Origin of the sequence: Anseongella ginsenosidimutans (assembly GCF_008033235.1) — a bacterium.
GTDB lineage: Bacteria > Bacteroidota > Bacteroidia > Sphingobacteriales > Sphingobacteriaceae > Anseongella > Anseongella ginsenosidimutans.
Window position 1 is genome coordinate 2,131,918 of the sequence record NZ_CP042432.1, and the last position, 22,529, is coordinate 2,154,446.

The 22,529-nt window shown below is 45.4% G+C and carries 22 protein-coding genes and 1 riboswitch; of the genes, 15 read left to right on the forward strand and 7 right to left on the reverse strand.

The window, feature by feature from the left end; translation table 11 throughout:
• Positions 1-34: 34 nt before the first annotated feature.
• From FRZ59_RS08875 to FRZ59_RS08900, 6 genes are all read right to left on the reverse strand, one after another.
• A complete protein-coding gene (locus FRZ59_RS08875; RefSeq protein WP_132129942.1) occupies positions 35-1,057 on the reverse strand; it encodes a phosphatase PAP2 family protein in 1,023 nt (340 codons plus the stop codon).
• 85 nt (positions 1,058-1,142) lie between these two features.
• Positions 1,143-1,985 carry a DUF4249 domain-containing protein gene (locus tag FRZ59_RS08880; protein ID WP_132129941.1) on the reverse strand — a complete coding sequence of 281 codons (843 nt, stop codon included), beginning with the start codon at positions 1,983-1,985 and terminating at the stop codon, positions 1,143-1,145.
• A gap of 4 nt (positions 1,986-1,989) precedes the next feature.
• Complete coding sequence (locus FRZ59_RS08885) at positions 1,990-4,308, reverse strand: TonB-dependent receptor (RefSeq protein ID WP_132129940.1); 2,319 nt, start codon at positions 4,306-4,308, stop codon at positions 1,990-1,992.
• A gap of 357 nt (positions 4,309-4,665) precedes the next feature.
• Positions 4,666-5,277, reverse strand: coding sequence for a hypothetical protein (locus tag FRZ59_RS08890; RefSeq protein ID WP_132129939.1), 612 nt, complete (start codon positions 5,275-5,277; stop codon positions 4,666-4,668).
• Positions 5,278-5,366: 89 nt separating this feature from the next.
• Complete coding sequence (locus tag FRZ59_RS08895) at positions 5,367-6,104, reverse strand: DUF72 domain-containing protein (RefSeq protein ID WP_132129938.1); 738 nt, start codon at positions 6,102-6,104, stop codon at positions 5,367-5,369.
• Between the two features lie 103 nt (positions 6,105-6,207).
• Positions 6,208-6,303: riboswitch (TPP riboswitch) on the forward strand.
• A gap of 61 nt (positions 6,304-6,364) precedes the next feature.
• Entirely contained in the window at positions 6,365-6,880 is a 516-nt protein-coding gene (locus tag FRZ59_RS08900) for a CinA family protein (protein WP_158640578.1), read from the reverse strand.
• 262 nt (positions 6,881-7,142) lie between these two features.
• Between FRZ59_RS08900 and FRZ59_RS08905 the strand changes: the two genes are divergently transcribed.
• From FRZ59_RS08905 to FRZ59_RS08935, 7 genes are all read left to right on the forward strand, one after another.
• The gene (locus tag FRZ59_RS08905) at positions 7,143-7,718 is read left to right on the forward strand and encodes a ribonuclease HepT family protein (RefSeq protein WP_132129936.1); all 576 of its coding nucleotides are present in this window, start codon (positions 7,143-7,145) and stop codon (positions 7,716-7,718) included.
• Positions 7,719-7,798: 80 nt separating this feature from the next.
• On the forward strand, positions 7,799-8,281 hold the full coding sequence (locus FRZ59_RS08910; RefSeq protein WP_225975252.1) for a YciE/YciF ferroxidase family protein: 483 nt from the start codon (positions 7,799-7,801) through the stop codon (positions 8,279-8,281).
• 111 nt (positions 8,282-8,392) lie between these two features.
• A complete protein-coding gene (locus FRZ59_RS08915) occupies positions 8,393-8,614 on the forward strand; it encodes a UPF0175 family protein (RefSeq protein WP_132129934.1) in 222 nt (73 codons plus the stop codon).
• Between the two features lie 156 nt (positions 8,615-8,770).
• Entirely contained in the window at positions 8,771-11,161 is a 2,391-nt protein-coding gene (locus FRZ59_RS08920) for an ABC transporter permease (protein WP_132129933.1), read from the forward strand.
• Positions 11,162-11,217: 56 nt separating this feature from the next.
• The gene (locus FRZ59_RS08925; protein ID WP_132129932.1) at positions 11,218-12,375 is read left to right on the forward strand and encodes a DUF4934 domain-containing protein; all 1,158 of its coding nucleotides are present in this window, start codon (positions 11,218-11,220) and stop codon (positions 12,373-12,375) included.
• A gap of 174 nt (positions 12,376-12,549) precedes the next feature.
• The gene (locus FRZ59_RS08930) at positions 12,550-13,725 is read left to right on the forward strand and encodes a DUF4934 domain-containing protein (RefSeq protein WP_132129931.1); all 1,176 of its coding nucleotides are present in this window, start codon (positions 12,550-12,552) and stop codon (positions 13,723-13,725) included.
• Positions 13,726-13,739: 14 nt separating this feature from the next.
• Positions 13,740-14,912: a DUF4934 domain-containing protein gene (locus FRZ59_RS08935; protein ID WP_132129930.1), complete on the forward strand. Its 1,173-nt coding sequence runs from the start codon at positions 13,740-13,742 to the stop codon at positions 14,910-14,912.
• A 284-nt stretch (positions 14,913-15,196) separates the two neighbouring features.
• On the opposite strand, the gene FRZ59_RS08940 is transcribed toward FRZ59_RS08935, so the two are convergent.
• Positions 15,197-16,138, reverse strand: a complete 942-nt coding sequence (locus tag FRZ59_RS08940; protein WP_132130833.1) for an IS1595 family transposase — start codon at positions 16,136-16,138, stop codon at positions 15,197-15,199.
• A 57-nt stretch (positions 16,139-16,195) separates the two neighbouring features.
• Here FRZ59_RS08940 and FRZ59_RS08945 point away from each other — a divergent pair, with 57 nt between their 5' ends.
• The 8 genes from FRZ59_RS08945 (at position 16,196) to FRZ59_RS08980 (ending at position 22,503) form a co-directional block, all read left to right on the forward strand.
• Positions 16,196-17,140 (forward strand): DUF4934 domain-containing protein, encoded by a 945-nt coding sequence (locus FRZ59_RS08945; RefSeq protein WP_317127739.1) that lies wholly within the window; start codon positions 16,196-16,198, stop codon positions 17,138-17,140.
• Between the two features lie 269 nt (positions 17,141-17,409).
• The gene (locus FRZ59_RS19985; protein WP_132130759.1) at positions 17,410-17,616 is read left to right on the forward strand and encodes an HTH domain-containing protein; all 207 of its coding nucleotides are present in this window, start codon (positions 17,410-17,412) and stop codon (positions 17,614-17,616) included.
• A gap of 58 nt (positions 17,617-17,674) precedes the next feature.
• Positions 17,675-17,911, forward strand: coding sequence for an HTH domain-containing protein (locus tag FRZ59_RS08955; protein WP_132130758.1), 237 nt, complete (start codon positions 17,675-17,677; stop codon positions 17,909-17,911).
• 253 nt (positions 17,912-18,164) lie between these two features.
• The gene (locus FRZ59_RS19990; protein ID WP_132130757.1) at positions 18,165-18,581 is read left to right on the forward strand and encodes a GtrA family protein; all 417 of its coding nucleotides are present in this window, start codon (positions 18,165-18,167) and stop codon (positions 18,579-18,581) included.
• 7 nt (positions 18,582-18,588) lie between these two features.
• On the forward strand, positions 18,589-19,896 hold the full coding sequence (locus tag FRZ59_RS08965; RefSeq protein WP_132130756.1) for a hypothetical protein: 1,308 nt from the start codon (positions 18,589-18,591) through the stop codon (positions 19,894-19,896).
• A 206-nt stretch (positions 19,897-20,102) separates the two neighbouring features.
• Positions 20,103-20,528, forward strand: a complete 426-nt coding sequence (locus FRZ59_RS08970; RefSeq protein WP_132130755.1) for a hypothetical protein — start codon at positions 20,103-20,105, stop codon at positions 20,526-20,528.
• A gap of 209 nt (positions 20,529-20,737) precedes the next feature.
• A complete protein-coding gene (locus FRZ59_RS08975) occupies positions 20,738-21,850 on the forward strand; it encodes a DUF4934 domain-containing protein (protein ID WP_158640579.1) in 1,113 nt (370 codons plus the stop codon).
• Between the two features lie 38 nt (positions 21,851-21,888).
• Positions 21,889-22,503, forward strand: a complete 615-nt coding sequence (locus tag FRZ59_RS08980) for a hypothetical protein (RefSeq protein ID WP_132130753.1) — start codon at positions 21,889-21,891, stop codon at positions 22,501-22,503.
• Positions 22,504-22,529 lie beyond the last annotated feature (26 nt).

The following is a 22,529-nucleotide window of genomic DNA, read 5'->3' on the forward strand; positions in this document are numbered from 1 at the left end:
ATTAGATGTCACGCTGAATATTCTGACGACTGAACTAAAACGTTCCCTTTAGGGCAAACCCGCTGACCGAAGGGGCCAGCTGCCAGCTGATCCGCTGCTTTTTCCGGAAAGGATCATTCGATTTATTGTATTCCATCCGCCTTATCACTGCGTCGGCGCAGAACCAGGAAATGGCTCCCCCGAAGGCAAGATCGCTTATCCAGTGCGCATCGCTGTGCATGCGGCTGATAAAGGTACTGCCTGCCGCCGCGTAGAAGAATACCTTCAGTACAGGATGTTCGACCCGCCTGCCAAGGACAAGGGCGGTTGCTAATGCGACCTGCATATGCCCCGATGGAAAGGAATGATAATCGGGCAGGTCTGAAAATGGTTTAAAAGCCCCGTTTCCGATATTGGTGCCCGGCCGGGCCCTTCCAACCGCAGTTTTCATGATGGTTTGTATCGCCGCGCTGGTGAGAAAAGCGCTTCCCAGGATAAGGCCGGTTTCCCTGGCCCACTCGTTTTTGAAAATAATTCCGCTAAGGTAAAAGCCGCCGGTGAGGGCGAAGGCTGCGTATGGCTTCCCGTAATGAAAACCAGCTGTTTCAACGGCCTCCCAGCCGGGCCCGCTGCGCTGATGCCAGAAGTCCCTTACCGGCTGATCGGCCAGTGCGAGCAGGGTCGTCCCGGCAATTGTACCGCCCAGCTTGATCCAGTCACGGCCGTCCCAGCGGAGCGGCCCGCTCCAGGTATATAAGGAAGCATCCGCGAAACGCAGGAAATCATTAAGCAGCGGACGCTCCTGCCTGGAAGGGGCGGTAGGGCTGGAAGAGCTGGTAGCGTTAAGGGCATCCGTCTTGTCCTGCAGCTTCCTGGGCCCCTGCATCCCATGTGTGTCTTGCAGTCCGGTTGTGTCTTGTAGTCCCGGCGTGTCCGGAAGCCGCACCCTATCTTGAAGTCCGGAGGTATCCTGCAGCACCGGACGGTTCTGCAATGCGGGCTTATGCTGCGATACGGGGGCGCCCGGACTGCCCGCTCCGGTTTCCACAGAAAGCGCTGTCAGAAGAAGGGCTCCCATGAGAGCCAGGTATTTTTTCCGGTTTTGCAAAGCCAAAGACAGGTTCGTTTTTTTTTCTTAAACTAAAGACGTTGATATGGAACGCCTAAGGTGCGATCATTGTTTTTACCTGGGTTGTATGGGCGCTGAAATAACCTAGCGCTCCGCCCCGGATATTGCTCACCGGGTTGGCCGGGGTCGCGGGGCTTCCGTCGCCTGTGGCGCCCTGTTCCAGGCTGAACCAGTATGTATACATGTCGGCGTCAATGCATTGCATTTCAATTGTCAGTTCATCTCCGCTTTGGATCCGGTCTTCTTCGTCCGTGCCGGGATCCATATAAAGCTTGGTCTCGAACGTACGTCCGTCCACCAGCTCGTCGTCGCGGGTGTAGAATCCCTCGGTTTTTTCGCCGTTTATGTATTGGATGTAGCGGTATTTATTTTCAATGCCGGCCGGATCGGGGAATTCAATATTTGCCAGTTTCCAGTTTTCGCCGAAAATATTTTCCTCCGTGACATAGATCGTATCCATATTCACCTGCTCCGGCATGGTGGAACTTGCTGTATAGGTCGTTCCGCCGATGATGACTTCCAGGAGATAAGTCGTTCCGCTGGAACCGGCAAAGGAAGAAGCCTCATAAATGCCCGGTTCTGTTTCAGTCAGCAGGACCGGCGCCTCGGATCCCTGGCTGCTGATGCTTACCACGGCGCCGCTGATGCCGGGAAAGTCATTGTTTTCGTCAAAATCCTTTGTTTGACTGATCAAAACCCTGCAGCCGCCGGCTTCGTTGGTCAGGGTGCCTTCGATAACGTATTTAGCTTCCACACCTTTCAGGTCAAGGTCAATAACCTTTTCGCAGGAAGCAAGCAGGATGGCCGGCAGCGTGAGAAGGAGGGCGGCAAACAGCCGGGAGCCTGCATTAAGGGAACGTATTGTTGTTGAAAACATGGATTTAAAATTTAAAGTTATAGGAGATGGAGGGAATGAATTTAAAGATAGCCGTTTGGACGGCTTCGGTGATGTTGGGATCGTTTTCCCCTTCCCGGAAGCTAATGGTATAGGCGTTTTCCCTTCCGTAGGCATTATACAGGCTAAAGGTGAGTTCAGAAGAGAACTTCTCCCGTTGTTTGAGCTTCCAGGTGGCGCCGATATCCAGCCGGTGATAGTCTGGCATACGATACGCGTTCCGCTCGGTATAGTAATAAATAATATCCCCGTCAAGACGGTATTTTCCCGCAGGCAGTGTGACGGCGTCTCCGGTATAGTAAATAAAATTAGCCGACAGCGTCCACCTCGGGTTTAGCTGGTACATGGCTACGATGGCAATATCGTGCGTGCGGTCCTGCCGGGCCCTGTACCAGTTGTTATTATTAATGCCATCGATCTGCCGCTCGGTTTTAGAGAGGGTATAGCTGAGCCAGCCGGTGAATTTTCCGGTCTTCTTCTTAAAATGCCACTCCAGCCCATACGCCCGGCCCTTTCCGAAAAGTAACTGGGTTTCAATGGCATCGCCCTGCCAGAAGACATCCGCGCCATCCCGGTAATCAATTTGGTTTTGGAGGTCTTTGTAATAGGTTTCAACAGTTAGTTCGTATTTGCCGGAAAACAGGTCCCTGTAATAACCCAGCGAAACCTGGTCGGCGATCTCCGGCTTGATCAGGTTGGTGCTGGCCAGCCATTTATCGGTAGGGCTGGAGGCGGAGGAATTAGAAATGAGATGCAGGTTTTGAACGTTCCGGGCATAGGATGCTTTCAGGGAGCTGTTATCGTTCAGGCGATAACTGGCAGCCAGCCGGGGTTCCAGGTTGAACCAGGTTTTTACCACGTCTCCCTTTTTGTAACTCATGGTGTCGGTCACCTTGCCTTCCGTGTCAATGCGGTAAAATTCGCCTTCTCCAAGTATGCTGAAGGCGGTAGCCCGCAGGCCGTACGTAATGTGTAAACGGTCCGAAGCTTCCCAGGTATTACTCGCATACAGGGAATTCTCCAGGGAACGCCTTTTTTGCAGTATCTCCGGGTTGATGCTGGAATTGGCGGAGGTGACTTCTCCCGGCCGGATCGTATGGCGGATGGCATTAAACCCAAAGCGGATATTATTCCGGTTGTTGAGAAACCACTGAAATTCCTGTTTAAGATTCCAGTCGCGTATTTGTGAAAATATGTCAAAATCCGCCGCCCCGCTCCGGATTGAGATCTTGTAATTATAATTGCTGAAGATCAGGGACGTATTGGAAAAGAGTTTATTGTTAAAAATATGGTTCCAGCGTACGGTTCCCGTCCCGTTCCCCCAGTCAAGGCCGAAGGTTTCTCCTACGCCAAGCCGGTCCTGCCCGAAATAGCCGGAGAGATAGATGCGGTCTTTGTCCCCGAGCGTATAGTTGATCTTCGCATTAAGATCATAGAAATATAGTGTGTTGTTGTTGATCGTAGAATCATTCGACAGTTTCAGGAAGAGGTCGGCATAGGTGCGCCGGCCGGTTACCAGGAAAGACGACCTGCCTTTCTGCACGGGACCTTCCACGTTAAGCTTCGCGGAAATAAGGCCTATGCCGCCGCTTACGTCGTATTCCCGGTTATTCCCTTCGTTCATTTTCAGATCAAGTACAGAAGATAGCCGTCCCCCGTATTGCGCCGGCATACCGCCTTTGTAGAGGGTCATGTTCTTGATGGCATCCGAATTGAAAGTGGAAAAAAATCCAAGCAAATGGGAAGCGTTGTAAACAGGGGCTTCATCCAGCAGGATCAGGTTTTGGTCCCTGGCCCCACCCCGTACGAAAAAGCCGCTGCTGCCTTCTCCCGCGCTTTTAATGCCGGGCAGCAGCTGCATGGATTTGATAATGTCCCGCTCGCCCAGCAGCACGGGAATGTTTTTGATCTCCTCCGCGCTAAGCTGCTCGACCCCCATTTGGGGGCTTTCCAGGCTCCGCCCTTCCGAAGGCGCCGTCACCGTGACGCCCTCCAGGCTTTGGCTTGCTTCTTCAAGCTGGATATTAAGTTGAATGTCCTTGTCCAGCTCCACTTCCACTGACTTACTTTGCATCCCCAGCGCGCTTATTTCCAGCCGGTAGGCGCCTTCAGGAAGCGTGATAGAAAAAAATCCATACTCATTGCTGGCTGTACCTGCCGTCCCGGCGATCACCGAGACCCCGATCAGCGTTTCCCCGGTACTGGCGGACTGTATGGTGCCGCTGATGGTAAATGTTTCCTGTGCGTAGGAAGAGGTGGTAAATAGAAAAGTCGTTAAAAAAATCAAAAGCCTGCTATTGGTCATATTTTTCTGTTTTGCATTGAGACACCTTTACCGGGCCTTACCCCTACGGGCAGTACGGCTTTTTTAAAAAATTGCGGCAAAGATATCCAGGGAGGAGTGGATCAGAAGAAAATCAGGCGTAACAGTTAGGATACTTTCTCCCGCAGCCGGGAGTAAAATTATTTTTTCAATAGAAGTTCTTCAGGAAAGCCATGCTTTTCCAGGAAGATTTTGGAATCCGCAGCTTTTTTTACAAAGTAAGGATCGTTCCCGTAATCTTTTACTTTCTTATTTTGATTGGGTTCAGTTTTTCCGATGTTGGATTTGTTTCCTGCAGATACCATTTTGGTGCCTATCCTCAAAAAGCTTGTTTGTCTTTTAGCTCATTTGCCGGTTCAGTTCATCCTGGAGGCGGCGGTTTAGTTTTTGTTCGCGTTCGAGGGCTTTTTTGCGGTGGGTTTCGAACTCCTGTTTGGTTTCTTCCAGGGTTTTTACCGCGTCGGCAGTAACGGCGTGGCTGCTTTTGAACCGGTAGACAAAGAAAAACAGCAGGGCGGCCAGTCCCAGGACGAGCCCCCACATAATGCTGTTATAGAGGCTTTTGTGGGTCTGGATCCCGAGGAAAGAGATACTGTTCTTCGTAGCTACGGCAGTTTCAAGATTACTTCTGGCAGCCTCCGTTTCGGCCTGAAGGCTGGACATTTCTTTTTTCGAAGCAAGGGCGGCGGAATTCATTTCCGACAGCTCGCTTTTCATTTTATTGATGGAGTCAAGAATATTTGATTCAAGCTTACTAAGCCAGGTTTTTTTCACCACTTTGTATTCCTGGAAACTGTTGGATTTCGTGGTAATATAGTCAAACTGGCTTTCGATGGTTCCGGCATCAAGGGAAAGCTTCTCTTCGGGAGTTTCGGGCGTCTCCTGACCATAAGCAAAGGGAGAGATCAGGGTGATAAACAGTAACGATAAAAGTAAATTCTTCGGTTGCATCAATTAAATTTAAAATGGGCAGTACTACCTTAACAGCAATCCGGCGAAAATATTGTTTTCGATCAGCTTTTTTTAATCCCGCTTAACGTTTATCCTGCCGCGCCGGTCATTTCCGCCAGTTCGCGGGCATTGGCAGGGGCGTATCCGGCCTGGTCATTGTCGAAATAAACAAGTACATCTTTCCCGTTCTTCTGCCAATGGAGACACTTTTTCGCCCATTTTTTGAGTGTGCCCTGTGTATACTTTCCCTGGTATTTACCACCCGGCCCGTGCAGCCGCACATAAACGAAATCCGCGCTTACTTCTTCCGGCGATTGGTGCCCCGCCAGCTCGTAGATGCAGAAGGCGCAGTTATGCTGCCGGAGCAATTCGTAAATATCTTCCCGGTACCAGCTGTGATCACGGAACTCAAAGGTATACCGTTGATCTGTAGGAAGAATGTCCAGGAAGCCTTTCAACCGTTCAACATTTACTTTCCAACGGGGCGGGAGCTGGTACAGGACAGGGCCCGCTTTTTTGCCCAGTTGGCCCACGCCTTCGAAAAAATAATCCAGGTCGTTTGCCGCTACCTTTAGCTTTTTCATATGCGTAACGTAGCGGTTCCCTTTTATGGAAAACAGGAAGCCGGCCGGAACGGACTTTGCCCAGTTTTCAAAGGTGCCCGGTGAAGGAAGCCGGTAAAAGGGATTATTCAGTTCAACGGTTTTGAAATGTTTCAGGTAGAACTCCAGCTGCTCATTGTTCCTGGTCCCTTCAGGATAAAAGGGGCCTATCCAATGTTTATAATGCCAGCCCGATGTGCCTATGTGAATGCGTCCTTTTTTCATGAATATCGTTTTTGCTGCACTGCTTTTTTGCTACATATATGAAAATGCAAAAACATTGCCCGGGCAGGATGGAGTGGCACGGTTTTCGAGTAATATATACTGAAACACTCTTTGGGGGTGGTTTTTAATTAAATCTGAGAACATACCCATAGAACCTGATCTGGGTAATGCCAGCGAAGGAATAAAAAGAGGTTTCAAGGGTTTTGGTATTCAATATGCCAAAACCCTTCTTTATTTATGCGCCTTACGTGCCCGGGCTATTATGCGCTTTTTGTGTCCGGCGATTGCGTGCCCGGTTGAAGGTGGCTGGAGAGCAGTTCCAGCGCCTGGTTGGTATAATCCAGCTGCACTTCCACCATGGATGTTTTTAAGCTGACCAATTTTTTAGCGAATATCACATCATGGCCCTTTGCTATCGCGAGAAAGGCAAATAAGGTGGAAATCCCGCTTCCCGGTGGTTTATTGGCGTAGCCGGTAATGCCTATCGCATAATCACTGCTAAATAGACGGTTGCTTCCTATGGCCATTTCTGCCGAAACTTTTTCTGAAATACAATTACATTCTTCTGCATGAATGGGTTCCACCATTAGATGCCGGGTTTTCTGGCCATTATTATAAGCCGTGATCCCTCCCTGGAAGAAGCGAGTGGCATCTACAGCCGACGAAAAGGCCGCCTGCAAATAGCCCGAAGTAACGCTTTCCGCCACCGAAACAGTTTGGCAGTTTTCGATAAGGAAATCTTTGATCTTATTTAAGAAAGATATATTGTACAGCATAGCTATCATTTTCCCCACAGGAATTACAAATATACTGCCTCTTTTTCCCATGCGATGATACGGACAGGCATCTGCACGAGTGAGGAAGCCGGGCTACATCCGGGGAATTTGCATACCATGAAAGATCCTGATCCTGCGGCAAAGCCACCCCTGAAACGTCATATTCGGTCTTTGGCCGAATTTTTACGTTATAAGGGAGGCTATCATTGAACACTAGCATTAAATACTCATGGCAAGTTTTGAAACAGACAAATTAATTCTGATGGATATCGCAGATGCAATCCTTGAAATAAAGGCCGAAGTGGGTACGCTTGATTTCAGAAGTTTAAATGAGTACAATGAAGACGAATACAGCCAGCAGGCCATCAGTACGCAGCTCGCCCAGATCGGAACGGCTGCAGCCATGCTGTCCCAGGAATTCAAGGACGAATATGGAACCATTGACTGGGATGTACTCATTGGGCTGCAGTTCGCCGGAGATGACCAGGAACTGGAGTTGGATACGCATTCCGAATGGAGCCTTATAGAATATGACCTTACTGAAATCGGCCAGGAGGTGCTGGACCTCTCCGGTACCGTTCAAAGCCAGGAAGATCTTGAGCGGGTAAGCCTCAATGAGGAAGACCTCGAAGACCTTACGGAACGCCAGCAGAAGGAAAAAGCCGCCGTTGAAAGCCAGTCGCAGGATGTCGAAGACGAAGCCGATCAATACACCGAGTACGACCGCGCCAGTGAAGAAGAAGACGATAGCTTCATTGATCAGCGCTACAATAATACTTATATACGGGACGCATCAGACGATTCAGAAGAAGACGATTCAGAAAAAAGGGATAGCTAATGGATTCAACTCTACTTTTATTATTAAATTTTAACCATTAAATAAGATTAGTTATGGATTCAGCGATGAAAAATTCAAAGATGCATCAACTGTTTTTAGACCAGTTGAAAGACTTGTATTGGGCGGAAAACCATATTGTGGAATCACTTCCCAAAATGGTGAAAGCAGCGACTTCCCAGGAACTGAAGGATGCCCTGGAAGAACACATCGAGGTAAGCAAGACCCATGTGGAAAGGCTTGAACAGACATTTGAAAGCCTGGACGAAAAGGCGGAAGGCAAAGTTTGCCCGGCCATTAAAGGCCTTGTGAAGGAAGGCGAGGAAATTATCGCGGAAACGGAAGGCGACACTATGACCCGTGACGCCGCCCTGATCATCGCTGCACAAAAAATAGAACACTACGAGATCGCCTCCTATGGCAGCATGGTAACGCTTGCCAAGCGAATGAAGCATAAAAAGGCAGCTGAGCTTCTGGGAGATACTCTCGGGGAAGAGAAGGAAACGGATACTACCCTTACCAGTATTGCAGAAAGTTTCGTTAACGAAGAAGCTGCACAGGAATAAAAATCTTTCCTGACGCTGATGCTTATGAGATGATTGTAAGCAGGGCATAGCTGTGGACGCTTTGTCCTGTTTACTTCTTTACACCTTACACGTTGCAAAATATTTACAGGAATGAAAACAATCACTTTTAACCTCCCGCATGAGATAAACGAGGCGAATGAGCGCGAAATTAAGATCGCCGTGGCAGCAATCCTTTTTGATAAATCGATAATTTCCTCAGAAGAAGCCGCGCGCTTTGCCGGTATATCAAAGCGTAACTTCCTGGTCACGATGGGAAACTACGCGCACATTTATACGCAGATGCTCGGCGCCGCCCGAAATCACCGGCAGTAACTGACATCTATCCGGGGCTGCCTCGCCGTCCGGAATCGGACACCATGTGTTCGTTTCCGGACGGATAGCGGCTAAAAATGCTTCCTGCCGCCTTGAGGGCGGCTTTTTTATGTGGCAGTTTTATTGCGGCACGGATTCGCAATAAAACCATGAACCATGCTGAAGAATTATTTCAGGATAGCCCGGCGAAACCTCTGGAAGAACAAAGCATACAGCTTTATCAATATCACCGGTTTGGCGGTAGGCCTGGCTGGTTTTATACTGCTCCTGTTGTACCTGAATCATGAACTCAGTTATGATACCTGGGATCCGTCTTTGAAGAGGGTCTATAAAATTTCCGTTCAGACCGAAGACGATATCCCGGATGGCACGCCTGGCCCGTTGGCTGATTTTCTTCACGAAAAGGCAGCCCTTGTAGATGCAGCTACCCGTATGTCTGCCGCCGGTGATTTTGAAGTGCTGCTGCAAACAGGCGACAAGAAGATCTACCAGACGGGAACCGTAGAGGCCGATTCCAATTTTTTTAAGGTTTTTCCCTACCGGATTGTTCAGGGGAACGCCGCCACCGCGCTGACAAAGCCCAATGCAATGGTATTGAGTACGGCGGTAGCGAAAAAGTTATTTGGCGATGCTCCCGCTGTCGGCAAGATGGTCAGGGTATATGACGCTTTTGACTGCGAGGTGACGGCATTGATGGAGACGCCCGATAAGCCGTCATACCTGGATGTGCAGCTCGTTTACCGGCCGCCGTATCCGGAAAGCAACTATCACTGGAATAACTGGTCATATGACACTTATATAAAAACGGGCCGAATTATGCCTCTCGCCCAGGTAGAGCGGGAACTTGACCGGATTTACTATGCGGAGCGGCTGAAAAAAGGTGAGCAGTCCTGGGAAGAATTCCACGCGGCCGGACATCGTGCCGGTTTATTTGCCGAGGCCATGCCCCAACTGCATAACTTTCCCCGGCATGGCAAAAGTAATTTCGCCACCGTTTCCGTGCTGCTGGCCCTTGCCGGGCTCTTATTATTTGCCGGTGTCATTAATTTCAGCAACCTGTCGGTGGCAGCCGGTATGCGCAGAGCGAAAGAGGTAGGCGTCCGGAAAAGCCTGGGCTCCGGCAAAAGGTCCCTCCTTTTCCAGTTCATGGGCGAAACCGCCCTGCAATGCTTCCTGAGCCTGGTTCTGGCCATTCTGCTGGTAACTGTCCTGCTGCCGGTTTTTAACCGTGAATTTGGCATCAGCCTGAATTTTCTCGATGGAAAAAATGCCTTGCTGCTGACCGTGCAGATTATCGTTTGCCTGCTGACGGTGATCCTTCTTTCCGGTTTATATCCCGGTATCTTTTTGTCCCGCTGCAATACGGTAAGCGTCCTGAAAGGAAGTTATTCAAGCGGAAAAAGCGGTACGCGCTTACGGAATGCCCTGGTAATGCTGCAGTTTGTCGTGTCCGCGTTCTTCATTACCGGCACCCTGATCGTGAGCAGGCAGCTGAATTTTATGCAAACAAAAGACAAGGGCTTTTCTGCGGAGCAGGTCATGCGCCTGCAAGCAACGCAGCAAACAAGAGAAGCTGATTTCGAACAGGTCCGGAACTCCCTCCTGGCCATTCCCGGCGTCCGGGAAGTTTCCAAGACAACGGTAGTCCCCGGCGATCTCCTGCTGGACACCTCTACCTTTGCATTTAAATATCAGGGCGAATCCATACGAATGGCCTCGGTAAAAGTCAGCGAAGGCTATTTCAACACCCTTTCCATTGACCTGTTAAAAGGCCGCCTGTTTGAAGATAATTACGCAGACAAGCATACGCGCACCGCGGTGATCAACGAGGCCGCCGCACGCCGGATGAACCTGCAGGAGCCCGGTGAAGCCTACATTACCTTTCCCTATTGTGACACTGTGCCGGTAAAGATCATTGGCATTGTAAAAGACTTCCAGGTAGCCGGGTTTAAAGAACAAGTCCTGCCTTCGGTCTTTACCGTCGGCAATGAGGCTTGTATGTATCAATCGGGAGGAGCCATCCTTGTAAAGCTTCACACAAATGACCTGCAAGAGTCCATTGCCAGTATAGAAGCCGCCTGGAAAAAAATCGAACCGGCTTTCCCCATCCGCTACTCTTTCCTTGACAGTAATTTTGAACGTCTTCTTACTTCCTATACCCGCCTGCAGAAGATCATCAGCTTTTTCAGCCTCACAGCCATCGCCATCGCCGCAATGGGCCTTTTTGCCTTGACGACATTTTTAGTAGGCCGCCGTACCAAAGAGATCGGCATCCGGAAAGTCCTTGGCGCCGGCACCGCTGAACTGGGCTTGCTGCTCAGCAAGGATTTTCTGCTCCTGGTAATGGCGGGGGCTGCCCTGGCGGTCCCGCTTACCTGGTGGGCCGCAGGCCGATGGCTAAACGGCTTTGCCTACCGCATGGAACTGGAATGGTGGTTATTTGCCCTGTCAGGATTACTGATCGTACTGCTTGCATTACTTCTGGTGGGATTCCAGTCAGTAAAGGCCGCCATGATGAACCCGGTAAAATCCTTGCGGATAGAATAAATAATTGCTACCTTGGTTCAGGCAGTTGAAAAATACGTTTAACCTAAACCAAGTCTATGCGTAAACACGTTTACTTCCTGCTTATTTTGTCATTCCTATTTATTACCGGCTGCAAGCCTGAAAAAGCCGGCCATCAGTCAGCGGATGAAAGCGAACTGGTCACCATTAAGATCCCGGACTCCTACCAGTCCAGGAAAGATTTCGATTTCGACGATTACTTTTCGAAGGCGGCTTATATACCCTTAGAAACGACAGAAGAAAGTTTCGTCGATGGCATTAATCGCTTAGCCCTATACAAGGGTAAAATTTATATACTCAGCAAGGGCAGTAATAGTGTGCTGATCTTCGACGAACGCGGAAAATTCCTGAATAGGGTACGCAGAGAAGGAAGAGGCCCGGGAGAGTACCAAAGCTTAATGGATTTTGCGATTGACAAAAAAGGGCAGCGCCTGGTACTTTATTCTGACCGGCCTTATTTGTTCATTTATTGTGACCTGGACGGAGAGTACCTGAATCATATTCCTTTCAATAACTTGGCTTTTCGCATCGGATACATTAATGGGAAAGTGCAGCTGCTGGTAAATGAGAAAGTGAACCTGCTGACAGAAATATCCGAAGGCAGCCTGGAACAGAGGACCTTGCTCAATACCTCGGCTACCGACGTTTTCTTTAACAACCGGAGGATAGAACAGCCCGCACTGACTACGGCTTCAAAATTGAACCTATTAATGTTTTACTCGGATACCGTTTATACATACGACGGAAAAAAGCTATCTGCGTCCTTTTTTCTTGATTTTGGGGACAAAGATTTCCGGCTTGAACCTGAGTTTAAAAACATGGGATTTTTAGAGATATACCAGGAGGTTTTTATCCGTCGTCTGGGATTTCCTGTATATAATTTCAGGGAGATGGAAGACTATGTGGTCTTTTCGTTTGGGACAATAGGCAACCTGGTGCTTTATCATAAATCAACAGGGAAGACCAGCAAGCACCGGAAATTTGAAAAAGAAGGAGACCCAATGTGGTTTTCAAATTATTTTGCCCATGACGGCGATGACAATTCCATTTTCACGATTTACGACGCACCCTCATTTATGAAGCGCGCCGCCGAAGCCGTAGAAGACGGCAAGGTACTTCCGGAGGACGTGAAAGCCGTCCTGGGGAACTTGTCGGAGCTGGATAACCCGGTGCTGTTGCGATATACGTTTAAGTGAAAAAATGTCATAGTCCTAAAACCAAGACCTATGTTAAAAAAGAAGTTAATGAAGCCTGCGGCAAACCTACCATCGATCGTCAGGTACATTGCAGGCGTTATCGGAACGGGAAAGACTGGCACTGGTTAGGATGGGTGATAATCCTATTGTGGTGAAATATGTATTTAAATAACAATGAAATGCCCTTATAATTTATTCTTCGCGTTCTTCCTGCTATCATGTGGAGGAGCGAAGACTGCAAAGCAACCGGTAGATATCAATCCGGTAACGGTAATTGAAATTGATAATTCGGTGTTTGAATACGGACAGCAGTTTCCGGCGGCCGTCGACTCGCTGCTCACCGATCTTGAATTTATTCCGCTTGAAACAAGGCCGGAGTCGCTCATTGGTATGGTCACAAAACTTTTTATCAGGGGAAACAGAATCGTGGTATTTGACAAATTTCAGGCGAACGGCGTGCTGATTTTCGATCGGAATGGCAAGTATGTCAATAAAATAAGAAGCGGGAAAGGTCCTGGCGAACATACGGAGTTGATCGACTGCTTTGTCAATGAAAAGGGCCATATTGAAACCTATGAGATATTCACTCGAAAAATCAGAGAATATACACTTGACGGCGGGTTTTTAGGCGATAAGCAATTGCCTTCTTTATACCAGGAAGGTTTCGTGAGCATAGGAGATGTTTATTTTCTTGAAAGCCCCTTTAAAAGAAAGCCGAATGGCTTATACAATCTTTTTCTTTATAACCAATTAACCGGGAAGATTACTGCAAATCTATTTCCTTGCAACCCGGAGGATACGGAGAAAGATATATTCGGGACCAGCCATCCCATGGTTGTGTACCAGAGCCGTGTAAATTACTCCATGCCTTATAATGATACCGTTTTTTCTGTCGATACAAGCGGAAACGTACAAGCAAGATACGTCATAAAGTATGCTGAAAACGCCCTGCCAACCGGTTTTCTATCGAAGTATAAAGGTATAAATCCCTTCGAAGCCATTGTTGAAAATAACTATGTCATTACCGCGCAAGTTCAGGAAAGCGAGAACCATCTGGTAATTGATTATATTTTTAATCAAAACACTCCCTATACAGCTATCTACGACAAACGCACAAAAGAAGTGGTTTTTAATTCAGGCGCCAACGATGGCAGGTTATTCGGGGATTTTCATTTTTTAATGGGACTGCATAAAGTCAGCTCTAATGTTTTCGCAACGGTGTACCCTCATATTGATTATCCAATGTTATATTTTAATAATAACGCGAGGATGATGAAACAACTAGAACGTTTTCCGGTAGAAGACAAATCTATGAGCAACCCGGTGCTGGCGTTGTTCCGGTTAGAATAGTAGGATTGTTAAATATGAAATTATTTGCTTTTATATCTGTTAATTTTATTTTTTGCATTCTGCTGCCGTCCTGCAATGATAACAAACGCAGGAAACCTGACACGGGCAAAGCAGGCATAACTATAGTAGATATTAGCAAGGCCCGAAGCTTACCAGCTATAGGCGATGCAATAAAGGAGATTCAATTTATCCCTTTGGAGACGAATGATAGCAGTATTGTTTCGACAGTTAACAAAGCCATTTTGTACGAGAGTGAAATATACATACTGGATAAGGAACAGCGGAGTTTAAAAGTGTTTGGAAAAGATGGCAACTATCTTAGATCAATTGGAAGCCTGGGAAAGGGACCTGGCGAGTTTACAATAATTAACGACTTCATTATTGATCCGCGGGAGAAAAAGATACTGATCCTGAGTAACAACGAGCAGGGGATTTTTGAGTTTAGCCTGCAGGGAAAATATATTAGAAGTATAAAGCATCGTTTATATGGCAATTCCTTTAGCAGAATTGATGGTAAGTATTATTATCACATTAATCAGAACGTAAACGACCTGTCAAAGCACTATAATCTGATAGCTGTTGACAGTTCCGGAAAGGTGCTGGATAGGCTATTCCCGTTTCCAAAATCTTTTGGAGGCGGGTTAAGTTTCTCCGGATTTATATTTAAAAACAAGAAGGGATTCCTCTATAGTTCTGCGCTCTCAGATACAATTTATCAAATAGCGGCAGCCGGGAATGGGATCTATCCCAAATACGTTTTTGATTTCGGCGAAAGCGCTATTCCATTGTCAGTGAAAAAGTCCTTTGATTCCTTTATGAAAGAAGGTTTGCGATATTCGTTTTTACATAATTATGTCGTCGAGTCGGAAGATGTATTGGCTTTTACCTATCAGGACAGAGGAAAAATAATCTCCGCATTTTGCATAAGGGAAAACGGCGCTGGTAATTCATTAATACCTGTTAAATTCACATTCCCAATTGGCCATCCCATCGGTCTGACCGGGGAAGGAAAAGTTGTTTCATTCATTTCTGTCGCTGGTTTCATAAGCGCTCTCAAAGCAGGCAAAATTTCAGAGTTATATTTAAAAGAGGAGTTCCCCGAACTATACGAATTACTGCCAACTTTGGAAGTATCTGATAATCCTATATTGACCATCGTTGAATTTGAAATGCCGCAGAATTTTTAAATATTGATCATACCGCTATGCGTATACTATTTTTGTTTTGCCTGTTAACCTCGTGCTTTTTTTTGATGCAATGTTCGCCTGATAGTAATCGAAAAGGCATTGTGACGGAAGATGGTGCAATAAAAATAACCATAGAAAGCCCGTTTGGGATTGGCAATGATCAGCCCAATAAAGTAAGCCAGTATATGGGCGATTTTTTCTTTGTTAAGCTAAGCAGCCTCGGAGAAAATTTTATAGGTCGGCTAGGGAAATTGTTAATCTGCGATGATATTATCTTTAAATGATTATCCGCAATTATACCTGGCCTTTCCGTACCATGTATCGGCAACAGCAGCAACTATAAGCCGATCAAACAACTCTTTCCCAAAGTAGCGTCGGTTGACTTTATAGCAGAACTCATCGAGGTAGTTCTGAAGGTAGTCTGCTTTCACCTGATGGTTGATGCCCAAAAGGGCACGTTTAGCATTACTGATCATCGTATGCACCCAGGGTAGTACCTTGGAGGCTTCCTCAGGCTTAACGGTTCTCCGGACATGTTTGGAGACAATTTCGCTCAGTCTGTTAAAACCGCGCCACCCATCGCTCTTGATGGTCGTCACCGCCCGGGTACCACCCTGAACGGCTTGATTTACCGTAAGTGCTGAACTGTCAGGCACCACCACCATTTTCACGTAACGGAATGAAGATGATTTCTTATGCTTCTTGGGACGGCCTACTTTGGGTTCCACCTTGGCCATGACCACGACTTTGCTCTGCCCCTGGCTGCCACGGCCTCTTTTGGGAGGTTCATCGTCTTTCTCCTCTGAATGGGTCTTGAAAAAAGCATCATCCAATTCCACCACCCCTTCAAAATCATACTGCTCATCCCGAATGCCCATTACCGAGCGCAGCTTGTGCATCATGGCCCAAATGGGCTCATACCGTTTATGACCCAGCTGGCGCTGAAGTTCCAATGCCGAAATCCCCTTCTTGGTCATCGTCATCAGGTAAATCGCATATAACCAGTATTGAAACGGAAGTTTGGAACTTTCCATCACCGTTCCGCTACGAAGCGTTAGCCGATAACGGCAGCGTTTACAGTCGTGCGAATTGTAGGTCGTATTCCAATAATGCTCCCGGCTACCACATTTCTTACACACGATGCCCTGACGTTCCTTTATTGCTCTAAAATGAGCAATGCAGCTCGCCTCGTCAGGATACCGTTTTACAAACTCTATAAAATTCATAATCGCTTCTTTGATGCCCTAATATAAGCATTTAGGTAGTATTACGGACAATCATTTATCTTTATTCACGATGAGGTGAGCGAATCGATGTTCCTGTACGACATGAAAGGAAACCTGATAGTAAGAATAGAAGGCAGGGGAAAGGGGCCGAACGAGTATATAAAAATCGTGGATTTTACCATTGATTGGGACAAAAAAAGAATCGTTATTCTGGATAATATAACCAGAAAAATTATCCTTTATGACTTTAACGGGAAGGCTATCGGGAGTAGAAAACTACTTCTTTTTTCAGAAAGGATTACCTATCTTGGAGAAGGTAAGTATGCATTCTATAACGGGTATAACGAAGCAGCCCAAGACCGCTTCCTTCTGCGTATATCTGACCTGTCGCAAGACGACCCCTTATCCTTTTTCCCTTGGGATGATAAAAAGTATGAAAAGCACCAAGTCGGCAAATGGCAGTATGTTTGGAATTCCGATAATAGCAGGATGAACCTGGTCCGGTTTTATGACAATAACCTTTACGGGGTGACGGGCGATTCAGTATATGCCAGGTATTATTTGGATTTTGGGAAACATAATCTGCCCAATGACGTGGTTCTTGAAAACTTTATGGTTGACCCCGATTATGTACACACCATACAGCCCGTTTTTGAGACGGACAGCGTCCTTGCTTTGGGCTATACCATTAATAGGCAAAGGCAGCTCGTTTTTTACAACAAAAACAATGGGCATAAGTTGTTTGTCCGTGAAACGTTGTGGCTAAACGAGCCTACGGTTACCTGGATGTTTAACGCATCGGATATTAAAGGCTGCTATAACAATTATTTTGTAACCTGGAAAACCGCTGTTGGCATAAAGGATTTTGTTGAGAATCGACCTAAGCGGTTTCCCGAAAGTGAACGGCAAACATTGCTCGAAGACCCACACTATAAAGAGCTTGCAAAGGTGCAGCTGAATGATAACCCAATATTGGTGTTTTATAAGATAAAGTCCTTCTGAATTGTGTGATGAAAGACATTGCCCGCTGTTTGTTCCTGTTAACGGTAACCTACAAGGTAGTTGCGGCATAGGAACCGTTTAACGAGAGGATCTGGAAACCCGGCTGGCTTTTTTTGGAACAATATGGATCCTGGCAAAATGCCACGCTGTAACTTAACCCAAGATTTAGATGGATTCATCGAAAAATAAAAATAAATTTTGCACGGTAAAGAAAAACACGTACATTGCTAATACGATTTACGTGTGGCGTTCACCTAAACCTAATAATAATGCCTAACAATGAGCCTCTTAATCGTTTGGAATATCTCAATGATTTAATCCGGAAAAAATCAACCGGGTCACCCAAAGAGTTAGCTGAGAAGCTAAACATCAGCCAAACAACCGTTTTTAACTGGATCAATATGCTCAGGGATTTGGGCGCCCTTATTAAATACGATTCTGAAAGGCAAACTTATTTTTACGAGGAAACAACGTAACTTAGAATCATAACCAATTAGATATCAATTTTTTATCGTTTTACCTAAATCTGAATCTATGCCCAACTTTACTCACTTTAATCGCTTGGAATATTTGGATAGTTTAGTTAGAAAAAAGGCTACTGGCAGCCCCGAGGAATTAGCCAAAAAGCTTCGTATAAGCGTGAGATCTGTGCATGTATGGATTGATAAGCTAAAGGATATGGGCGCGCCGATTGCGTATGACAAGCAGCGAAGAACCTACTGCTATCTTGTTCCAGGCGGATTTAATTTTGGTTTTAAAGAAGAGAAATAGCTCCATCCATTATAATAACCCACCGCTGTTTTTTGCCCATCTCCCGCACGATGATTAAAATTCGATAAACTAGCTAAGAATTCTTTCACTGCAAAATAATTGCAGTGGGATTTAATAATATGCGACTGTTTAACAGCATTAAGTGTTTTTCAATTGTCGGGTTAAATGCAACTAGAATAATGATTAGGTTACGCCCGTCAACCGTGCATATTATAGCGATGGTACTAGCGGGTGATATAAGATAGTAAACCCAATGCTCTGTGATTTCAAGACGGTAAAAGAAAAACAGCTTGTGTACAAACTGTTTAAGTTTTGTGCTACCGGTTTTATGGGCTTGCTGATAGATTTTTCCATAACCTGGTTATTTAAGGACCTTTTCGGCATGGATAGGTATCTGGCCAATGCTACTGGGTTTGTTATTGCAGCATCCTGCAATTTTTACATCAACAAAAAGTGGACATTTAATGATAAAAGTAAACAAGTGGCGAAACAGTATTTTTCTTTTTTTGCCATATCAACGGTTGGCTTAGTTCTTAACACTCTAATTCTATTCCTTTTTCATCAAAAAATTGGAATAGCCTTTTATTTAAGTAAGGCGCTTGCAATTGTATTGGTGTCGGTTTGGAACTTTTCGGCCAATTTGTGGCTCACGTTTAACTCGAAAACCTAATCTATACATGAGATCATTAGTGCTTTCAGTTTTTAAAGTTCAGGGCAATGCTTGTTTTAAAGCTATGGCCTTTCATGCCGGTTGTGTGATTGCTATTTATCTGCTGCTTTATCGCTTTGGGGCGGTGAATACGTTCCCCAGCAACATCAATCTGACCTTTTTGGATGCGGAATGGTACGCATATATTAAATCAAATGGGTATTATTATGTTGAAGGAGGGACCAGCCCTATGGCGTTTTTTCCTTTGTTTCCTTTCTTATGGTTTGTTACCGGACTTACTCCAGTAGGCATAAGCATAGTAAATTGTGTTATCTTTTATAGTGGATTCTATTTTTTGGCATTGCATTTTAACTTCGACTTCAAAACATCGCTGCTTTTTCTTTCCACCCCGAGTTTATTCTTTTGTTTTATACCTTATTCTGAAGCCTTGTTTTTTTTTGGCGCAAGCATGCTGCTTGTAGGGTTGGACAAACAACAATGGAAATATATTATTACAGGTTTAATAATTGCCGTATTAACACGTTCGGTGGGGATGGTTTTTATTGGCGCCATTGTATTTGTCTATTTGGTTCAGCTTTTACAACGAACAAATGAAGCCCCAAAATACATGCGTAGAATGGCCGTCCTTTGCTCGGTAACCATTGGTGCTACGTTGTTGGTGTTTTTTGTACAGTACCTTTACACGGACGAGTGGTTTGTTTTTTTTAAGGTTCAAAATGCCTGGAATCGTAGCCTTCAACTGCCTACTTTACCCTTTACTTCGGTTGGGAGGACCCGAATACTATGGCTTGATGGGCTGGCTTTATTGGTGTGTATTATGTCGTTTTCGCTAGGTTTATATATTTTTTGCAGGGTGTTGGTGCAAAAGAAGGTTACTTTTAATCCTTCGATGCTTTTTTCCATCGCTTACCTGGCTATAATGGGTCTGGTTAGTGTTTTTTATAGCGGTATATGGTGGGAGGAGGGCGGTACTTCACTAATGAGTACGAACAGATTTGTGTTTGCCACGGCATTTTTTGTATGTTTTGCCAATGGGTTATTATCAAAATATCCAAAAAAAATGCCTACTTCTTTTCTGTTTGCGGGTCTCGTTATTATGGTGTTCACGTGGTTGATGCTGGGTGCTTACCACACCCTGCCCGGGCAACCTAATTATTGGGTCACCCTGACTTATTTTGTGAACATGTCCGCTTACGTGTTGGCTTACACTTCCCTGAGGAAGTTCCCGTTATTATTAGCCCCCTTATATATTATAAACATTTTTGTGATGGTGATTTTGTTAAACAGCCACATCCATAATTTCTTTGTGGCGTAGGTGAACCTGTAGCATATTAAATCAGGCGTTTGTAATGAACGGACCGAACGATGCCTATTATAAAAAAAGTCTACTGCAATTATTTTGCAGTGTGCGGTGGTAAGCTTGTAAAAGTTTAGGATTTGGCCGCCATAAAAAACGGCACTGTTTGGGAAGTGACCCTGTAACAAGTAGAAACTTGCTAAATTTTTAACCATAAAAAACAAATGATGAAAAGTAAACAGAAAAAACCTGCCCAAAGGCGGGCAGCGATTCGAACAGCGGCAGTAGTGGTATTTGTCGTGGCGTTGGTACTCAACGTAAAAGTTACCCTTTTGGGGCCTTTCGCACTATCGAGTGAACAGGTGCTTGCACAGGTAACGGGCCCTGACACAGGGTCAAAATATGATGATACCGGTTTCGGGGATTGGTGTGAGGATGTTTGCAATGCCGACTATGAAGGCGATTGGGAGCAATGCCTGGATTCAAGTTCATCTTCTGGCGAAGGTAGTGTTTCCGGAGGATCAGGACCGGGCGGCGTAACAGGCTCGGCATCTGGAGGCGGGTCGAATTCAGAAACCTATGATGATCGAAGCGAGTTTAATTGCCACGGGGGCAATTATGAAGAATGTACACCTGTGGCTTGCCAGTAGTTTGTTACACTATACCCCTCGAAACTGAACCATAACTTTATAATAAAAAAGGTGTAAGCTCTAGGATTGGTTTTCACCAATCTTAGGGCTTACTTATTTATTTCGTGAAATAGACACCATACTCAATGCGTATATCATTTTTGTTTTACCTGTTAACCTCGTGCCTTTTGTTGATACAATGTTCACCTGATAACCGTATAGGCATCGTAATGGAGAACGGCGCTCGCAAAATAACAATAAATAGCCCATTTGGAATAACCAACAAGCAGCCAAAAAAAATCAGCGAGTTTATTGGCGATTTCTTTTTTGTCAGGCTAAGTAGCTTAGGTGATAATTTCATGGGCCGAATAGAGAAATTAATGGTCAGTAATAATATTATTTTTATCCACGATGATGTGACCGATTCAATGTTCCTTTACGATATGGAAGGAAACCTAATAACAAGGATAAAGGGAAAGGGGAAAGGACCAAATGAGTATGCCAAAATAGTCGATTTTACAGTTGACTGGGATAGAAATAGAATAGTCATATTAGATAATATCACTAGAAAGATTATTCTTTATGATTTTAACGGGCATGTTATCGGGAATAAAAAGCTGCATCTTTTTTCTGACAGGATAACCTACTTGGGGAATGACAAGTATGCATTTTATAATGACTATAACTCAGCCGCTACAGACAATTATCTGTTGCGTATCACCGATTTATCGCAAAAGGGCGTTTTATCCTTTTTTCCTTGGAGTGATGAAAAATATTTAAGACATAAAGTCAGCAAATGGCAGTATGTGTGGGATTCAAACAACACCGAAATGAATTTGGTTCCTTTTTATGACAATAATTTATACGGCGTGACCAAGGATTCGGTATATGCTCGGTATTTTTTTGACTTTGGAAGGCATAATCTGCCCGAAGACATGGTTCTTGAAAGTTTTAGGGTTGAGCCCAATTATGTACACACCATACAACCCATTTACGAGACAGACAGTATACTGGCTTTCGGCTATACTATTAGCGGCAGAAGACAGCTCGTTTTTTACAATAAAAATAACGGCAACCAGTTGTTCGCCCGGGAAACATCCTGGCTTAATGAGCCAACGGTTACCCGTATGTTTTATGCTAATGATATTTTAGCCTGTTATGACAATTACTTTGTCGCTTGGGAAACGCCGGTTAGCGTTAGTGACTTTGTTAAGTATTATCCTGACGAATTTGGTAAAAATGAGCGACAGATGCTGATGGACGACCCAAAATATAAAGAACTTGCAAATGTACAGGTGAATGATAACCCTATATTGGTATTCTATAAGTTGAAATCCTTTTAAGAAATAGTCAATAATTGATTACACAAAAAATGAGAATATTGCGTAAGTACATGACTCCAAAGACGATTTTAGGGATATTTATGATAACGGGTATCTTTACGATACCCGCATGCCTGGAGTCGCCTAAAGAGGCGCAAATGCAAACGACGATTAGTTCGGAAGGGGAAGTGACAGATAAGACGCGGTTTGATTCTCCCTACCACACTTCGCTCAATACAACCATCAAAGGAGAGAAATGCTGGGATTTGCAATTGATAGATGATGAGGGTAAGACCATTCAATTAGCAGATCTGTTGAAGCATAGCCAGCCGAAATTGATATTCCGGTTTAGCGGATTCGATTGCGATCTGTGTTATAAGCAGGTACTGGAAATATGCAACCGACTTGATTCGCTTTATGCAAAAGATCTCCTTGTTGTAGGAACGTTTGAATCTGATCGTGAGTTCCGGTTGTTAAAAGCGACTTATGCGCCAAAACTTCGGTTCTTAAATATAAAGTCAACGAGACCCTTGAATACCACATTAGATGCATTGGACAAGCCTTATTTTTGTAAGGTTGACGAGAATCTGAACATTTCCAACGTTTATCTGCCGGACAAAAAATATCCCGGCCATACAAGAGAATATGTTGAGGGGCACTTCAAAAGAAAATAGCAAACAATTTTTGAAAAGCCGGACGA

Coding starts and splice junctions, on each gene's coding strand:
- FRZ59_RS08875 (WP_132129942.1), bottom strand. CDS start 1,057: ATGGGAGCCCTTCTTCTGACAGCGCTTTCTGTGGAAACCGGAGCGGGC.
- FRZ59_RS08880 (WP_132129941.1), bottom strand. CDS start 1,985: ATGTTTTCAACAACAATACGTTCCCTTAATGCAGGCTCCCGGCTGTTT.
- FRZ59_RS08885 (WP_132129940.1), bottom strand. CDS start 4,308: ATGACCAATAGCAGGCTTTTGATTTTTTTAACGACTTTTCTATTTACC.
- FRZ59_RS08890 (WP_132129939.1), bottom strand. CDS start 5,277: ATGCAACCGAAGAATTTACTTTTATCGTTACTGTTTATCACCCTGATC.
- FRZ59_RS08895 (WP_132129938.1), bottom strand. CDS start 6,104: ATGAAAAAAGGACGCATTCACATAGGCACATCGGGCTGGCATTATAAA.
- FRZ59_RS08900 (WP_158640578.1), bottom strand. CDS start 6,880: ATGCTGTACAATATATCTTTCTTAAATAAGATCAAAGATTTCCTTATC.
- FRZ59_RS08905 (WP_132129936.1), top strand. CDS start 7,143: ATGGATATCGCAGATGCAATCCTTGAAATAAAGGCCGAAGTGGGTACG.
- FRZ59_RS08910 (WP_225975252.1), top strand. CDS start 7,799: ATGCATCAACTGTTTTTAGACCAGTTGAAAGACTTGTATTGGGCGGAA.
- FRZ59_RS08915 (WP_132129934.1), top strand. CDS start 8,393: ATGAAAACAATCACTTTTAACCTCCCGCATGAGATAAACGAGGCGAAT.
- FRZ59_RS08920 (WP_132129933.1), top strand. CDS start 8,771: ATGCTGAAGAATTATTTCAGGATAGCCCGGCGAAACCTCTGGAAGAAC.
- FRZ59_RS08925 (WP_132129932.1), top strand. CDS start 11,218: ATGCGTAAACACGTTTACTTCCTGCTTATTTTGTCATTCCTATTTATT.
- FRZ59_RS08930 (WP_132129931.1), top strand. CDS start 12,550: ATGAAATGCCCTTATAATTTATTCTTCGCGTTCTTCCTGCTATCATGT.
- FRZ59_RS08935 (WP_132129930.1), top strand. CDS start 13,740: ATGAAATTATTTGCTTTTATATCTGTTAATTTTATTTTTTGCATTCTG.
- FRZ59_RS08940 (WP_132130833.1), bottom strand. CDS start 16,138: ATGAATTTTATAGAGTTTGTAAAACGGTATCCTGACGAGGCGAGCTGC.
- FRZ59_RS19985 (WP_132130759.1), top strand. CDS start 17,410: ATGCCTAACAATGAGCCTCTTAATCGTTTGGAATATCTCAATGATTTA.
- FRZ59_RS08955 (WP_132130758.1), top strand. CDS start 17,675: ATGCCCAACTTTACTCACTTTAATCGCTTGGAATATTTGGATAGTTTA.
- FRZ59_RS19990 (WP_132130757.1), top strand. CDS start 18,165: ATGCTCTGTGATTTCAAGACGGTAAAAGAAAAACAGCTTGTGTACAAA.
- FRZ59_RS08965 (WP_132130756.1), top strand. CDS start 18,589: ATGAGATCATTAGTGCTTTCAGTTTTTAAAGTTCAGGGCAATGCTTGT.
- FRZ59_RS08970 (WP_132130755.1), top strand. CDS start 20,103: ATGATGAAAAGTAAACAGAAAAAACCTGCCCAAAGGCGGGCAGCGATT.
- FRZ59_RS08975 (WP_158640579.1), top strand. CDS start 20,738: ATGGAGAACGGCGCTCGCAAAATAACAATAAATAGCCCATTTGGAATA.